The 15,607-nt window shown below is 73.7% G+C and carries 14 protein-coding genes; 8 read left to right on the top strand and 6 right to left on the bottom strand.

Annotation, left to right across the window (positions count from 1 at the left end):
* Positions 1–92: 92 nt before the first annotated feature.
* Complete coding sequence (locus ACGF5U_RS28985; RefSeq protein WP_392717081.1) at positions 93–650, top strand: gamma carbonic anhydrase family protein; 558 nt, start codon at positions 93–95, stop codon at positions 648–650.
* A gap of 40 nt (positions 651–690) precedes the next feature.
* Here the strand turns inward: ACGF5U_RS28985 and ACGF5U_RS28980 are convergent, their stop codons facing one another.
* From ACGF5U_RS28980 to ACGF5U_RS28970, 3 genes are all read right to left on the bottom strand, one after another.
* Complete coding sequence (locus ACGF5U_RS28980) at positions 691–1,455, bottom strand: DedA family protein (RefSeq protein WP_392717083.1); 765 nt, start codon at positions 1,453–1,455, stop codon at positions 691–693.
* Positions 1,456–1,567: 112 nt separating this feature from the next.
* On the bottom strand, positions 1,568–4,114 hold the full coding sequence (locus ACGF5U_RS28975) for a beta-glucosidase (protein ID WP_392717085.1): 2,547 nt from the start codon (positions 4,112–4,114) through the stop codon (positions 1,568–1,570).
* Between the two features lie 166 nt (positions 4,115–4,280).
* Complete coding sequence (locus tag ACGF5U_RS28970; RefSeq protein ID WP_392717087.1) at positions 4,281–4,733, bottom strand: DUF4442 domain-containing protein; 453 nt, start codon at positions 4,731–4,733, stop codon at positions 4,281–4,283.
* A 94-nt stretch (positions 4,734–4,827) separates the two neighbouring features.
* On the opposite strand from ACGF5U_RS28970, the gene ACGF5U_RS28965 reads away from it, so the two are divergent.
* Positions 4,828–5,937 carry a hypothetical protein gene (locus tag ACGF5U_RS28965; RefSeq protein ID WP_392717089.1) on the top strand — a complete coding sequence of 370 codons (1,110 nt, stop codon included), beginning with the start codon at positions 4,828–4,830 and terminating at the stop codon, positions 5,935–5,937.
* Between the two features lie 174 nt (positions 5,938–6,111).
* On the top strand, positions 6,112–7,479 hold the full coding sequence (locus ACGF5U_RS28960) for an MFS transporter (protein WP_392717236.1): 1,368 nt from the start codon (positions 6,112–6,114) through the stop codon (positions 7,477–7,479).
* Here the strand turns inward: ACGF5U_RS28960 and ACGF5U_RS28955 are convergent.
* Both ACGF5U_RS28955 and tuf read right to left on the bottom strand, forming a co-directional pair.
* Positions 7,441–8,286 carry a spermidine synthase gene (locus ACGF5U_RS28955; protein WP_392717091.1) on the bottom strand — a complete coding sequence of 282 codons (846 nt, stop codon included), beginning with the start codon at positions 8,284–8,286 and terminating at the stop codon, positions 7,441–7,443. The genes ACGF5U_RS28960 and ACGF5U_RS28955 overlap by 39 nt on opposite strands.
* Before the next feature lie 19 nt (positions 8,287–8,305).
* A complete protein-coding gene (gene tuf, locus ACGF5U_RS28950) occupies positions 8,306–9,475 on the bottom strand; it encodes an elongation factor Tu (RefSeq protein WP_392717093.1) in 1,170 nt (389 codons plus the stop codon).
* 525 nt (positions 9,476–10,000) lie between these two features.
* Here tuf and ACGF5U_RS28945 point away from each other — a divergent pair.
* The 5 genes from ACGF5U_RS28945 (at position 10,001) to lnt (ending at position 14,732) form a co-directional block, all read left to right on the top strand.
* Positions 10,001–10,804, top strand: coding sequence for a TVP38/TMEM64 family protein (locus ACGF5U_RS28945; protein WP_392717095.1), 804 nt, complete (start codon positions 10,001–10,003; stop codon positions 10,802–10,804).
* 159 nt (positions 10,805–10,963) lie between these two features.
* Positions 10,964–11,836, top strand: a complete 873-nt coding sequence (locus tag ACGF5U_RS28940; RefSeq protein ID WP_392717097.1) for an undecaprenyl-diphosphate phosphatase — start codon at positions 10,964–10,966, stop codon at positions 11,834–11,836.
* Positions 11,837–12,114: 278 nt separating this feature from the next.
* Positions 12,115–12,330: a hypothetical protein gene (locus ACGF5U_RS28935; RefSeq protein WP_392717099.1), complete on the top strand. Its 216-nt coding sequence runs from the start codon at positions 12,115–12,117 to the stop codon at positions 12,328–12,330.
* Between the two features lie 75 nt (positions 12,331–12,405).
* Positions 12,406–12,885 carry a nuclear transport factor 2 family protein gene (locus ACGF5U_RS28930; RefSeq protein ID WP_392717101.1) on the top strand — a complete coding sequence of 160 codons (480 nt, stop codon included), beginning with the start codon at positions 12,406–12,408 and terminating at the stop codon, positions 12,883–12,885.
* Between the two features lie 59 nt (positions 12,886–12,944).
* Positions 12,945–14,732 carry an apolipoprotein N-acyltransferase gene (gene lnt, locus ACGF5U_RS28925; RefSeq protein ID WP_392717103.1) on the top strand — a complete coding sequence of 596 codons (1,788 nt, stop codon included), beginning with the start codon at positions 12,945–12,947 and terminating at the stop codon, positions 14,730–14,732.
* On the opposite strand, the gene ACGF5U_RS28920 is transcribed toward lnt, so the two are convergent.
* Positions 14,653–15,561 (bottom strand): Gfo/Idh/MocA family protein, encoded by a 909-nt coding sequence (locus ACGF5U_RS28920; protein WP_392717105.1) that lies wholly within the window; start codon positions 15,559–15,561, stop codon positions 14,653–14,655. The genes lnt and ACGF5U_RS28920 overlap by 80 nt on opposite strands.
* Between the last annotated feature and the right edge of the window lie 46 nt (positions 15,562–15,607).

Below are 15,607 nucleotides of genomic sequence, written 5' to 3'. Positions count from 1 at the left end.
CCACCGCCGCGCGGCGGGCGGCCGTCGCATACGGTTCCTCCGGCGCGAGGATCACCACGGAACGACACCGAGGCACGGCGAGGAGCAGGCGGATGACGGAGCGGGCGTTGATCAGCGGCGTGGGCGGCCACGAGCCGGAGGTGCACCCGACGGCGTTCACCGCGCCGACGTCGGTCGTGGTCGGCGAGGTGACGATGGCCGCCGGGTCGAGCGTCTGGTACCACTCCGTGCTGCGCGCCGACTGCGGCCCGATCGTCCTCGGCGCCGACAGCAACATCCAGGACAACTGCACCGTTCATGTCGATCCGGGGTTCCCGGTGACGGTCGGCGAGCGCGTCTCGGTCGGCCACAACGCCGTGCTGCACGGCTGCACGGTGGAGGACGACGTCCTGGTCGGCATGGGCGCGACCGTTCTCAACGGCGCCCACATCGGCGCCGGGTCCCTGATCGCCGCACAGGCGCTCGTACCGCAGGGGATGCGGGTGCCGCCCGGTTCCCTGGTCGCGGGCGTCCCCGCCAAGGTCAGGCGCGAGCTGACGGCGGAGGAGCGCGAGGGCATCAAGCTCAACGCCGCGATGTACCTGGAACTGGCCCGGCAGCACCGCGAGGCGCACACCCCGCCCGCGACCCCCGAGGGCCCCGGGGCCTGAGCCGCGCGGGCACCGCCCCCGGGAGCCGGAGGGGCGGAGGTCAGTCGGCCGGAGCCGCACCGGCCGTGACCGGTTCGGCGCCCACGGCGGCCGTCTCCGGCGTGGCCGCCCCGGCTTCCGCGCCGCCGCGCGTCGCGGGCCGCGGCACCGCCGTGCCGGCCGGGGCGGCGCCCTGGTCCGCGGCCTTCGCCTCGTTCCGCGCGGCCGCCTTCTTGGCGCGGTTCTTCAGGAGGAGCATCGAGGTGAGGCCCACGGCCACCGCGAGCACCAGGCCCAGCCAGGAGAAGCGCTTCAGCCATGCCTCGGCGACGATGCCGACCGAGTAGATGACGGCGGTGGTGCCGCCCGCCCAGAGGATCCCGCCGAAGACGTTGGCGATGAGGAACTTCCAGTACGGCATGCGCAGCACACCCGCGAGCGGGCCCGCGAAGATCCGCAGCAGTGCGACGAAGCGGCCGAAGAACACGGCCCACATGCCCCACTTCTCGAACGACCGCTCGGCCATCGCGATGTTGGCCTCGCTGAAGTGCTTGGGGAACTTCCCGCCGAGCCAGGTGAGCAGCGGCCTGCCGCCCTTGCGGCCGATGGCGTACCCGATGGAGTCGCCGATGATGGCGCCGGCGGTCGCGCAGGTGCCGAGGATGTACGGGTCGATCTCACCGTGCTGGGAGGCGAGCAGAGCCGAGCTGACGAGGACGATCTCGCCGGGCAGCGGGATGCCGAGGCTTTCGAGGCCGATCACGACACCCACGAGGATGTAGATGCTGACCGCGGGCACGGTCTCGAGCCACTCCTGGACGTGCAACGCCTGTTCCTCCCGTGTGGAGCCGTGAATGTGCGATCCGGCCGGCCAGGCGGTCGGCGGCCCGGCGTGCGCGTGCGCGGGCGCCGGGCGCACGCCGGGGCAGCCTACCTGGTCACAGTGGCAGCACCTCGGCTCGTGCGCCGAGCGGCAGATCACGGGAGGAGACGCCCAGACGGACGGTCCGGTTGCCTGTGCCGAGCACCCATCCGCGCCGGTCCGGGTCCCAGGCGGACAGGGTGCGGGCCGCGATCGGCACGGTGACGTGACGCAGTTCGCCGGGGCGCAGCTCCAGCCGCCGGTAACCGGCGAGCGCCCGCGGCGCCTGGTCGAGGCGCGGGGGCAGGTCCGGTGAGGGGCCGACGTACAGCTGGGCGACGGTGACGCCGGTGCGGTGCCCGGTGTTGCGCACGGTGAAGCGTGCCGTGAGGCCGCCGCCCGGGGCGGGCGTGACCGCGAGGCCCTCGTACGCGAAGGTCGTGTAGGACAGGCCGTGGCCGAACGGGAAGAGGGGGGCGACTCCCTCCGCCGTGTACCAGCGGTAGCCGATCCGGACGCCCTCGGAGTACTCCTGGACGCCGTCCGTGCCGGGGTAGCGCCGGCGGTCGCCGCCGGTCGGGTGGCCTTCCTCGGTCGCGGGGAACGTCTGGGTGAGCCGCCCGCCCGGGTCGGTGTCGCCGAAGAGCACCGCGGCGGTCGCGGCGGCGCCCTCCTGCCCCGGGTAGTACATCTGGAGCACGGCGCCCGTCCGGGCCAGCCACGGCATGGTGACGGCCGACGAGGTGTTGAGGACGACGGTGGTACGGGGGTTCGCGGCGGTCACCGCCTCGATCAGGGCGTCCTGGTGGCCGGGCAGCGCGAGGCTCGTGCGGTCGCGCCCCTCGGTGGCGTCCTCGTACGCGAACAGGACCGCGCTGTGCGCGGCGCGGGCGGCGGCCACCGCCTCGGCGACGTCGGCGGACCGGGTGGCGCCGGTGATCCGCCGCAGCCGGAACAGCTGCCCCTTGGCGCCGCCCTTGGCGGTGACGCGCAGGGTGTGGCGTCCGGCGGTGACGGCGAGGGTCCGGCGGCGGACCGTGAGCCCGTCGGGTGCGCGGGGCACGAGCCCGCCCGCGAAGAACTCGGCGACGCCGTCCTGGACGGCGAAGAGTTCCGTCCCGTCGAGGTGGACCTGCGGGCGGGTGCCGCTGTAGTGGATGACGAAGGTCCACTCGTCGGGCTGGTCGACGGTGAGGGTCGCCTCGTACGTCGCGCTCTGGCCCGCGCCCACGGTCTGCCCCTCGAAGTCGGCGCCGGGGCTGCCGGGTGCGGGGGTGAGGGCGGCGGGGGGCAGCGGTTTGCCGTACAGGTCCTCGCCGAGGGCGTAGGTGACGTCGGCGTCGCCGCCGGCCCGCGCGGTGATGGCGTCGAGCGGGCTGTCGGCGCGGTCGGGTACGACATGGGCGCTGCCGCCGCCGCTGACGAAGGGGACGGCGCCGGTCGGGCCGATGACGGCGACGGAGCGAGCGGCGGCTCCGGTGAGCGGCAGGGTGGCCCGCTCGTTGCGCAGCAGGGTGGCGCCCGCTGTGGCGACCTTCAGGGCGAGCCGGGCACCGGCGGAGGCGTCGCGGGCGGGGCGGGCGGGGGCGGTGCCGTCGAGGAGGCCGAAGCGGGCCATGACGGTGAGGACGCGGCGTACGGAGCGGTCCACGAGCGTCTCGGGGACGGTGCCGTCCCGGACGGCGCGGGCGAGGGGCGCGCCGAACCAGCGGCCGTCGGGCATCTCCATGTCGAGGCCGGCGGTGAGGGCGGGCGCGGTGCTGTGGGTGGCGTTCCAGTCGCTCATGACCCAGCCGTCGAAGCCCCACAGGTCCCGCAGCACCCCGGTGAGGAGGGGCGCGCTCTCGCAGGCGTGGACACCGTCGACCTTGTTGTACGCGCCCATCACCGACCCCGCACCGGCGGTGACGGCGGCCTGGAAGCCGCGCAGCTCCGTCTCGTGCAGGGTCTGTTCGTCCACCCGGACGTCGACGCGGGTGCGGTCCCGCTCCTGGTTGTTCAGCGCGAAGTGCTTGACCGTCGCGATCAGCCCCTCGTCCTGGATGCCGCGGATCTCCTCGGCGACGAGGTCGGCGGAGAGGAGCGGGTCCTCGGCGAAGGTCTCGAAGTTCCGCCCGGCGTACGGGGTGCGGATCAGGTTGACCATCGGGGAGAGCAGTACGTCCTGGCCGAGGGCGCGTCCCTCGTGTCCGATGACCCTGCCGTACTCGCGGGCGAGGCCGGGGTCGAAGGTGCTCGCGAGCATGACGGGGGCGGGCAGGGCGGTGGCGCGGGCCCTGACGCGGACGCCGGCGGGGCCGTCGGCGAGCCGCAGCGGCGGGATGCCGAGTCTCGGTACGCCGGGGATGTAGCCGGCCTGGCCGAGGCCGCGCGGGTCCTTGGCGCCGTGCAGGAAGGTGAGCTTCTCGTCGAGGGTGAGCCGGGAGACGAGGTCGTCCACCCGTTCCCGGTACGGGGTGGCGGGTGCCGCGTCGTCGGAGGGGAGCGGCGAGGGGGCGGGGTCCGGGGCGGGGGCGGGGGCGGCGACGGCCGGGACGGGGGGTCCGCCGGTCACGGCCGCGGCGACCGTGACGGCACCGCCGAGCAGACGCAGGGCGGACCGGCGGGAGACGTTCTGGGGCATGCGGCGACTCCTTCACGCACGCTCGTGCTGCACCGACACATGCACGCACTATGCGTGCCATCGCCGTGACATGCCGTCAGACACGGCCGCCCCGGCACCCGAAGGAGGGTGCCGGGGCGGCCGGTCCGGACGCTCCCGACCGAGTATCCGGACGAAGAGGGGCCGATCAGCCCTGCGGGCGCAGGGTCCACACGATGGTCATCTCGCCGGTCACGGCGCCGTCCTCGCGGGTGATCTCGATGTTCACCGGGAACTCGGGACGCCGGCCCGCGTCGAGTTCGGCGACGACGTCCGCCTTGGGGCGGCCGAGCGTCGCGGTGGCGGTGACGACGCCCATGGCGAGCTTCTTGTAGCCGATCTCGGCCTTCACCGCGAGGGGGACGGCGCGGCCCGTCTGGTCGCCGAAGGCGCCGATGACGATCGCGCCGCTGGCCGATTCGGCCAGTGTGAACATGGCCCCGGCGTGCGGGCCCCCGACGTGGTTGTGGAAGTCCTTCTGGTCGGGCAGCCGGAGGACGGCCCGCTCGGCGGTCGCTTCCACGACCTCCAGGTTCAGGGTCTTGGCCATGGGAACAGTGGCCAGCAGCATCTCGCCGATGTTCGGCAGGGTCTCGGACATGCCCCGAAGTTACCAGGCGGTAGTAAAGGCCGGAAGCCCCGCCGCCGGGGGCGGACGTGGCACCCCGCACCCCGCCCCTCTATGGTTACTCGCCATGTGGCCAGGACAGCAGCCGCCCGGGGGCGAGCAGAACCCGCAGGACCAGAACCCGCAGCAGAACCCGCCGTACGATCCGCAGCAGAGCGCGCAGCAGAACCCGTACCAGCAGGCGGGCTACCCGCAGCCGAATCCCTACCAGCAGCCGGGATACGGCCAGCAGCAGCCGGGATACCCGCAGCAGCCCGGTCAGGCCGCGCAACCCGGCTACCCGCAGCCCAACCCGTACCAGCAGCCGACCGTGCCGCAGTACGCGGTGCCCGGCCAGCCGGGCGGGCCGGTCCCGCCGCAGGGCGACGACAAGCGGAAGACGACGATCGTCGCGATCGTCGCGGCCACCGCCGTCGTCGTGACCGCGGGCGTCACGGGCTTCCTGGTCCTCGGTGACGACGGGGAGAAGACGACGGCCGGCGGCGACGCCAAGCCCTCGCAGAGCGCGTCGAAGTCCACCGAGCCCACCGAGGCCGCGCCGCCCGTCGACAACCCGCGGGACGGCTCGACCGCGGCGAAGCCGACGATTGCCGGGTGGAAGGTCGTCTTCAACCCGAAGTACGGCACGCAGTTCGACGTCCCGCCCGGCTGGACGGTGCTGTCGCCCGGGACCAGCACGTTCTTCGAGGACGAGAAGGCCGGCGACGGCAGCCCGGTCGTCACCATGTCGGCACCGGCCCGCTACAAGACCAACTGGTGCAGCCTGGACACCGACAAGGACGGCCGCCAGGAGACCTGGAGCCTCGCCTCCGTCGGCACCAAGGGCGGGCAGGGCGCCAAGGACACCGCCGAGGCGGCCTACAACGAGGCCGGCAACTGGGTGTGGGCGGGCTACGCCCAGACCGAGCCCAAGGGCACCGTCAAGATCACCAAGGCCACGCCGTACACGTCCAAGTCCGGGCTCACCGGCCATGTCGCCACGGCCACGGCCCTGGGCGTCAAGAAGGCCAACAAGTGCGAGACCGACGGCAAGTCCATCGCGTTCTCCTTCAAGACCGCCAAGGGCGACTTCTCGACCTGGGTCCTCTACGCCAACACGGGCATCAAGGACGAGCTCAGCAACGCGGACATCCAGAAGATCCTCAGCACCGTACGGCTCGCCGACGCCACGTCCTGACGCGCTGGACCCCACCTCCCGGACCACCCAGGCTCGTTCGGGCCCGCCCCGGAACCCGCCCGCGCGGTGTCCGGGAGCGGGCGGTCCTGAAACCGATTGGCACGGCAGGGCCCGGCCGGGGATAGTCCCGGAGTGAGTACTCCCGCCCCGCCTCTCCCCGGCCCGCGCCGCCACATGCCCGAGTGGGCCGGGCGCAACTACACGCTGCTGACGGCCGCCGCCGTCGTCACCAACCTCGGCAGCCACGGCGCCCTGATCGCCGCGGCGTTCGCCGTGCTCCAGGCCGGCGGCGACGGCGGTGACGTCGGGCTCGTCGCGGCGGCCCGCACCCTGCCGCTGGTGCTGTTCCTCCTCATCGGCGGCGCGGTCGCGGACCGGCTGCCGCGCCACCGGGTCATGGTCGCCGCCAACGGCCTCAACTGCGTGTCCCAGGGCGCCTTCGCCGTGCTCGTGCTGGCCGGCGAGGCAGAGCTGTGGCAGATGATGCTGCTGAGCGCGCTGGGCGGTACGGGGCAGGCGTTCTTCAACCCGGCCGCCGAGGGCATGCTGATGTCCAGCGTCGGCGGCGAGCAGGTCGGCCGTGCCTTCGCGCTGTTCCGGATGGCCATGAACGGCGCGGCCATCGGCGGCGCCGCGCTGGGCGGCGCCCTGGTCGCCGCCGTCGGCCCCGGCTGGGTCCTCGCCGTCGACGCGGTCGCCTTCGCGCTCGCGGGCTCACTGCGGGCGTTCCTCGACGTCGGTCATATCGCGGCACGCGAGCCGGGGGGCGGGCTGCTCGCCGATCTGCGGGACGGCTGGAAGGAGTTCTCCGGCCGGCCCTGGCTCTGGTCGATCGTGGCCCAGTTCTCCATCGTGGTGGCGGTGGTCGGCGCGACCGAGTCGGTGTACGGGCCGCTGGTCGCCCGGGACCAGCTCGGCGGCGCACGGCCCTGGGGACTGGCGCTGGCGGCGTTCGGCGCGGGCACGCTGTGCGGCGCGCTGGTGATGACCCGTTGGAAGCCGCGCCGGATGCTCTTCGTCGGCACCCTGTGCGTGTTCCCGCTGGCACTGCCGTCGGCGGCGCTCGCCGTGCCGCTGCCGGTCGGCGGCCTTGCCGCGACGATGTTCGTGTGCGGACTCGCGCTGGAGGTGTTCGGCGTCGCCTGGATGACGGCCCTGCACCAGGAGATACCGGAGGACAAGCTGTCGCGCGTCTCCGCGTACGACTGGTTCGGCTCGACGGCGATGCTGCCGCTTTCGACCGCGCTGGCCGGTCCGGCGGAGAACCTCTTCGGCCGGTCGGAGGCCCTGTGGGGCTGCGCGGCGCTGGTGGTGCTGGTCACCGCCCTGGTGCTGCTCGTCCCCGACGTACGGAACCTGACGCGCCGTACGAAGGAGGTCACCGGCGGCGGGGCGGCGCGGGCGGAGGCCGAGACCGCGACGGAGACAGCGACAGCGACAGCGACAGCGACAGCGACAGCGACAGCGACAGCGACGGAAGCACAGACCGGACGGGCGGCGGTGTCACCCGATGCCGAAGGCACCGCCGGGCGGCTCGGGTGACGCCACGGCGTCCACGTCCCGGACGACCGCCGCGCCGCCCGTGAGCCGCGCGAGCGACGGGCCGTGCTCCACCCGGGCGGGAAACGCGTTCGCGGCCGCGCGCCGCGCCAGCCGGTCCGTGTCCGGCGCCGTGTGCGACGCGACGAGCACCACGTTGCCGAACCGCCGGCCGCGCAGCACCGCGGGCTCGGCGATCAGCGCGAGCTGCCCGAACACGGCCGCGAGGGTGGCCAGTTGGGAGCGGAGGAACGCGAAGGGCGCACCGTCCGCGAGGTTCGCGAGGTACCACCCGTCCGGGCGCAGGACCCGTTCGACCTGCCGCGCGTACTCGACGGACGTCAGATGCGCGGGCACCCGGGAGCCGCCGAAGACGTCGCCGATCAGCACGTCCGCCGTGTCCGGGGGCGCCGCCTCCAGCCAGCTCCGCGCGTCCGCGCCGTGCACGGTGATGCCCGACCCCGCCGGTACGGGCAGGTGCTCGGCGACCAGGCCGAGGAGCCCGACGTCGGCCTCGACCACGTCCTGCCGGGAGCCTGGCCGGGTCGCCGCGACATAGCGCGGCAGGGTGAGGGCACCGCCGCCGAGGTGCACGACGTCGAGCGGGACGCCCTCGTCGGCCGCGCAGTCCACGGCATGCGCGAGCCGGCGCGCGTACTCGAACTCCAGGTACGTCGGATCGTCGAGGTCGACGTACGACTGGGGTGCGCCGTCGACGGTCAGCAGCCAGGCCCGCTCCCGGTCCACGTCCGGCATGAGCTTGGCGGTGCCGCCGTCGACGGCACGGAGGACGGGGATCGGCTCGGTCACCGCCCCATTCTCCCAGTGGTCACAGCAGGGCGGTCACCGTGCCGGCGCCGACCGTCCGCCCGCCCTCGCGGATGGCGAAGCCGAGCCCGGCCTCCAGCGGCACGTCCCGGCCCAGCTCGACGGTCATGGTGACCGTCTCGCCGGGGCGCGCGACGGCCGCGTCACCGAGGTCGACGTCCCCGACGACGTCCGCGGTGCGGATGTAGAACTGCGGCCGGTAGCCGGTGGAGACCGGGGTGGCCCGCCCGCCCTCACGGGCCGACAGGACGTACACCCGCGCCGTGAACCGGCGGCTCGGCACGACGCTGCCGGGCTCGGCCACCACGTGGCCGCGCCGGACCGCGTCGCGCGGCACACCGCGCAGGAGCAGCGCGACGTTGTCGCCGGCCTGCGCGGACTCCATCGGCTTGCCGAAGGTCTCCACGCCGGTCACCACCGTCTCGGTGTCGGCGCCGAGCACCCGTACCCGGTCCCCGACCCGTACCGTGCCGCGCTCGACGGCCCCGGTGACGACGGTTCCCCGCCCGGTGATCGTCAGCACGTTCTCCACCGGCATCAGGAACGGCGCGTCCACGTAGCGCACGGGCATCGGCACATACGTGTCCACGGCGTCGAGCAGCGCCTCGATGGCGGCCGTCCAGCGCGGGTCGCCCTCCAGGGCCCGCAGCCCGGAGACCCGTACGACGGGAACGGCGTCGCCGCCGTAGCCGTGCGCGGTGAGCAGCTCGCGCACCTCCAGCTCGACCAGGTCGGTGAGCTCGTCGTCACCCGCGTCCGCCTTGTTCAGGGCGACGACGATGTGGTCGACGCCGACCTGGCGGGCGAGCAGGACGTGCTCGGCCGTCTGCGGCATGATCCCGTCGAGCGCGGAGACGACGAGGATCGCCCCGTCGAGCTGCGCGGCCCCGGTGACCATGTTCTTGACGTAGTCGGCGTGGCCGGGCATGTCGACGTGCGCGTAGTGGCGGGTGTCGGTCTCGTACTCGACGTGCGCGATGTTGATGGTGATGCCGCGCTGCGCCTCCTCCGGCGCCCGGTCGATCCGGTCGAACGGCACGAACGTGCCGGTCCCCCGGTCGCTGAGGACCTTGGTGATGGCGGCGGTGAGAGTGGTCTTGCCATGGTCGACGTGGCCCATGGTGCCGATGTTGAGGTGCGGCTTGGTGCGCACGTATGCCGTCTTGGACATGACGGGGCGGTTCCTCTCCGGAACTCGAAGCGTGGTGGGACCCCTCGGCCTTGCCGACCCTCCCCGTACGGGGTCCGCCGGACGATCGATCCGGGAAGGGTCAGCTTCGGGCGCCGTCCAGGACGATGGCGGCAGCCTTCGGCGCGTCCGCGACCGCGGACGACGCTGCGAGGAAGGCGTACCGGAACATGGCGTCGATCCTGCCGTGACGGCACGAGCACGTCGAACGGTTTTCCCGGCGGCCCCTCTCCGGCCTCCGGTGGTGACCCGGGCGAGCCATGGAGACGGGGGCGAGCCGTGGCGACGGGGCGGCACCGGCGAAGGGGCGGCACCGGCGAAGGGGGGTGCGGGCCGGTGGCGATCACCGTGGGCCGGACCGGGGGCGGCGGTGCGCCGGTGGGCGATCGCCCTGTGCCGGGCCGACGGCCGCCGTGCACCGGTGGCGATCACCGTGTGCCGGACCGGTGAGGGGCGGTGCGTCGTGCGTTACGGCGATCACATGTCCCGGTCGGTTACTCTCCCCGGGTGCTCGACCCCGTCGTCCGGACGCCGTCCGGTCTCGCCCCGCGCTGCTCCCGGGTCCTCCTGTCGCCCTGGTCGCGGCTCGCGCTGCTCGTCACGGTCCTCGCCGCCGCCGCGGCGACCGTCGTGGTGTACCAGCCGCAGCGGCTGCTGGCGGCCGGGTGGCCGCCGCAGATGGCCGGGGCGGGCGCGGTGCTGCTGTTCGGGCTCGCGTACGGGCTGTGCACGGCGGCCTTCGTACCGCGCCCTGTGCTCAATCTGGCGGCCGGCGCCCTGTTCGGCTCGCAGGCGGGCCTCGCCGCGGCACTCGGCGGGACGGTACTGGGCGCGGGCATCGCGTTCACGCTCGGCCGGGTACTCGGCCAGGACGCGCTGCGCCCGCTCGTACGGGGGCGCTGGCTGCGCGCGGCCGACGGGCAGCTGAGCCGGCACGGGTTCCGCTCGGTGCTGGCGATCCGGCTGTTCCCGGGCGTGCCGTTCGCCGCCGCCAACTACTGCGCGGCGGTCTCCCGCATGGGGTACACGCCGTTCCTGCTGGCCACCGGCATCGGCTCGATCCCCAACACCGCCGCGTACGTGATCGCGGGCAGCGAGGCCGCGTCCCCGACGTCACCGGCCTTCCTCTTCGCCACCGGGTTCATCGTCCTGTCCGGCCTGGCCGCCGCCGTGGTCGCCTGGCGCAAGCGGCACGGGCTGCGCGGCGGCCCCGGCGAACCGGAGCGACCGGCCACGGACCAGGCGTCGGAACAGGCACGGGAACAGGCACCGGAGCAGACGTCGGAGCGGGTACCGCTGGCGCGTCGCTGACGGGCGCCGTCGGCACCCGAGCGCAACGACCGGATCACCGGTCGTTCACCCTGAGACGGTACGCTGCGCACCGACCGGCCGCCGATCTCCGGCGCGCCGTGACGACCGCATCAGCAGCACGTTGACCGCACACGTACATACGGGACGGCCGTTAGCCCCATGAATTGGTTCGAATCGCTCATCCTTGGGCTGGTCCAGGGGCTGACGGAGTTTCTGCCCATCTCCTCGAGCGCGCATCTGCGCCTCACGGCCGCGTTCGCCGGTTGGCACGACCCGGGTGCGGCCTTCACCGCCATCACACAGATCGGTACGGAGACGGCGGTCCTGATCTACTTCCGCAAGGACATCGGGCGGATCCTTTCGGCATGGACCCGGTCGCTGACGGACAAGGCGATGCGTGCCGACCACGACGCCCGCATGGGCTGGCTGGTGATCGTGGGCTCGATCCCGATCGGCGTGCTGGGCGTCACCCTCAAGGACCACATCGAGGGACCGTTCCGGGATCTGCGGCTGATCGCCACGACGCTCATCGTGCTGGGCATCGTCCTGGGCGTCGCCGACCGGCTGGCCTCCCGGACGCAGGAGGGCGGCAGGCACCGCGCCGCACCCGAGCGCAAGACGCTCAAGGACCTGGGCGTGAAGGACGGCCTGATCTTCGGCATGTGCCAGGCGATGGCGCTGATCCCGGGCGTCTCGCGCTCGGGCGCGACGATCAGCGGCGGCCTGCTGATGAACTACTCGCGCGAGGCGGCCGCCCGCTACTCGTTCCTCCTCGCGATCCCGGCCGTGCTGGCGTCGGGCCTCTACGAGCTGAAGGACGCCACCGAGGGCCATGTGTCCTGGGGGCCGACCATCTTCGCGACGGTCATCGCGTTCTTCGTCGGCTACGCCGTCATCGCCTGGTTCATGAAGTTCATCACGACCAAGAGCTTCATGCCGTTCGTGATCTACCGGATAGCGCTCGGACTCCTGCTGTTCGCGCTGGTCTGGCTGGGCGTCCTGAGCCCGCACGCGGGCGAGTCGGCGGGCTGAGCGCACGCGTCGGCGAGCCCGCGGCCGAGCCCCTCACGCGGGCCAGTCCGCGGGCTCACGCGTTCGCCCTCGCCGACGGCGTCGGGGCAGGGGAACGCGGGCCGCCGTGAGGGGGGGGTTCCGGCGGCCCGCGGCCCGGTTCTCATGCCCGGGCTCCTGTGTTCAGAGTGCCGTGACGGCACCAACGGCACCAGGGCGCACGTCGCATATATGCAGGTGTTCCATTCACACCCCGTGTGCGTTCACCCCCCACACGGTCGCTGTGTCACCCTGGTGCTATGGCGTGGCAGGCCCCCATCGTCGTGCATCGCCCGGCCGCCGACGGCGGGCGGCGCGTCACCGTGCGCGGCCAGATCCTGGGCCTCGCCCACAACGACGCCGATCTGATCGAGTTCCTCCGCCGCGCCGGACTGGAGGAGGCCGACATGGTGCTGGACGACCCGCAGCTGGTGGAATGGCGCGGTGGCCGCGCGCACCAGTGGGAGGCCGCGTGATCCGTCGGTGCACAGGTCCATGACGTGGCCGCAGGGACCCTGGCGTGTCGCGCCCCGCTGTCCCACACTGATCCGATGACGCAGCGCGTGGATCTCGCGACCGTGATGGACCGGCTGGCCATCGACGAGCTGATCACCGGGTACGCCGTGGCGGTGGACGACGCGGACTGGGCCGCCTACCGGCGGCTGTTCACCCGGGACGGACGGGCGGACTACCGGAGCGCGGGCGGCATCGCGGGCGCGGCCGACGAGGTCGCCGACTGGCTGACCGGGGCGATGCGGCTGTTCCCGGTTCGCCAGCACCTCATCGTCAACCGGCGCGTACGGCTGGAGGATCTGGGCGGCTACCCAGGCGACAGCGCCGACGTCCTGGCGGACTACGTCAACCCGATGCGCCTCGACAGCGGCGACGGCGCCGAAGGAACGGGCGGCGACTTCGTCTCCGGCGGGCGGTACGCGTTCGGGCTGTCGCGCACGGACGCGGGCTGGCGGCTGCGGTCGGTGGTCGTCCACGAGAAGTGGCGGCGCCCGCCCGGCGCGCTGTCCAGCGGCTGAACCGCTCCAGCACACTGGAGTCGGAACCGTTCCCCCCTGCGGGGGCGAGGAGGCGCGGCATGCGGATTCCGGTCGGCCGGCGGGACGCGGCGGGGCGGCACGGCACGGCGGAACCACACGGTGACGCCGACCGGGGCGCCTCGGCGGTATCCCCGGACGCGGAACCTGGCACGGAGCCGGGCACGACACCGGACACCACATCGGGCACGACACCGGACACCACATCCGGCACGGGTCCGGGCAAGGCACCGGACACGGCACCGACGAGACCGGCCGCCGCCGCCCGCTGGGGGCGGGGGGCCGCCGCCGTGGTCGCCGGAGCGCTGCCCGCGCTGGCGTTCCCGGCCCCGTCCCTGTGGTGGTGGGCGTACGTCGCGCTCGTCCCGTGGCTGCTGCTGATCCGTACCGCCCCGACCGGACGGCGGGCGGCGCTCGACGGATGGCTGGGCGGCATGGGGTTCATGCTGGCCGTGCACCACTGGCTGATGCCGAACCTGCACGTCTTCATCCTGCTGCTGGCCGGACTGCTCGGGCTGCTGTGGGCGCCCTGGGGGTGGCTGGTGCGGTGGTCGCTGGCCGGTGCGCCGTCCCGGGGCCGGGCGGTGGCCGCGCTGGTGGGGGTGCCGTCCGCATGGCTGATGATCGAGCTCGTGCGGTCCTGGGAGGGGCTCGGCGGGCCATGGGGGCTGCTGGGCGCGAGCCAGTGGCAGGTTCCGGCGGCGCTGCGGGTCGCGGCGCTGGGCGGGGTCTGGCTGCTGACGCTGCTCGTGGTGGCCGCGAATACGGCGTTGGCTCTTCTCGTGGCGGTCCCCCACCGCCGTACGGCCGCGATGGTCGGGTTGACGGTGTGCGCGGTCACTGTGATGTCGGTGTGGCTGTGGCTGCCGGCCCCACAGCCGACGGGGCAGGTGCGGGTCGCGCTCGTACAGCCGGGGGTGATCGGTGGGCCGGGCGGCGCCGACCGGCGGTTCGCGCGCGGTGAGGAGCTCACCCGGCGGTTGGCCGACCGGGACGTGGACCTGGTGGTGTGGGGCGAGAGCAGTGTCGGCGCGGACCTGGCGGCGCGGCCGGAGTTCGCGGACCGGCTGGCGGCGCTGTCGCGGGACGTCGGCGCCGAACTGCTGGTCAATGTGGACGCGCGCCGCTCGGACCGGCCGGGCATCTACAAGAGCAGCGTGCTCGTCGGTCCCGGGGGGCCGACCGGTGACCGCTACGACAAGATGCGGCTGGTGCCGTTCGGCGAGTACGTCCCGGCGCGGTCGGTGCTGGGGTGGGTGACCTCGGTGGGCCGGGCCGCGGGCGAGGACCGGCGGCGCGGAACGGCGCCCGTGGTGATGACCGCGGGCGGGGACGGGCTGCGGCTCGGCCCGCTCGTGTGCTTCGAGTCGGCGTTCCCCGACATGAGCCGGCATCTGGCCCGGGAGGGTGCGCGGCTGCTGGTCGCGCAGTCGGCGACGTCCACGTTCCAGGAGAGCTGGGCGCCCGCGCAGCACGCGTCGCTGGCGGCGCTGAGGGCGGCGGAGACGGGTCGGCCGATGGTGCACGCGACGCTCACGGGCGTCAGCGCGGTGTTCGGCCCGGACGGTGCCCGGGTCGGCGCGCCGCTGGGCACGGACCGCAGCACGGCCGCCGTGTACGACGTCCCGCTGGCCTCCGCGACGACCCCGTACGTACGGTTCGGGGACTGGCCGGTGTACGGGGCGCTGGCGGTGCTGGCGGTCCTGGGAGCCGTCGTCGGCGTACGGGCCGGCGCACGGGCACGGGTCGTCAGGCGGCCGCCTGCTCCAGGGACTCGCGCACGATCCGCTCGCACAGTTCGTGGGTCTTCAGGGCGTCGCGCGCGCTGACGGCCTTTCCGGCGCGTACGTCGTCCAGGAAGGCGCGCACGACCTGTTCGATGCCGCGCTGCCGGGCGACGGGCACCCAGTCGCCGCGCCGCCGTACGCTCGGCTGGCCCTTGTGGTCGACGATCTCCGCGAGGTTGACGACCTGGCGCTTGGTGTCCTGCCCGGAGACCTCCAGGATCTCCTCGGCGGAGCCGTTCATCCGGTTCATCATGCCGATGGCGGTGAAGCCGTCACCGGAGAGCTGGAGCACCACGTGGTGCATCAGCCCGTCGCGGACGCGGGCCCGTACGTCGGTGTGCTCGACGGGGCCGGGCAGCAGGAACCGCAGGGTGTCCACGACGTGGATGAAGTCGTCCAGGACGAGGGTGCGCGGGTCCTCGGGCAGCCCGATCCGGTTCTTCTGCATGAGGATCAGGTCGCGCGGGTGGTCCAGGCACTGCTCGTACGCGGGGGCGTAGCGGCGGTTGAAGCCGACGGCGAGGCCGGTGCCGCGCCGTTCGGCGAGGTCGACCAGTCGGCGGGATTCGGCCAGTTCGTAGGCGAGGGGCTTGTCGACGTAGGTGGGGACGCCCGCCTCCAGGAGCCGGGTGACGATCTCGGCGTGCGCGGACGTCGGGGCGTGCACGAACGCCGCGTCGAGCCCCGCCGCGAGCAGGGAGCCGAGGTCGGTGTGGCAGCGGGCGGCCGGGATGTGGTGGGTCTCGGCGACCCTGGCGAGGGTGGCGGGCGTGCGGGTCTGGAGGTGCAGTTCCACCCCGGGGAGGGTGGTGAGCACCGGCAGATACGCCTTGCGCGCGATGTCGCCCAGTCCGATGCAGCCAACCTTCACGGCGGTCCCCTCAGTCGTGCTCCACGTTCACCCGCGTGCTCCACCG

The organism is Streptomyces sp. NPDC047886 (assembly GCF_043204435.1).
Lineage (GTDB): Bacteria > Actinomycetota > Actinomycetes > Streptomycetales > Streptomycetaceae > Streptomyces.
This window is presented reverse-complemented; position numbering and strand designations above follow the sequence as displayed.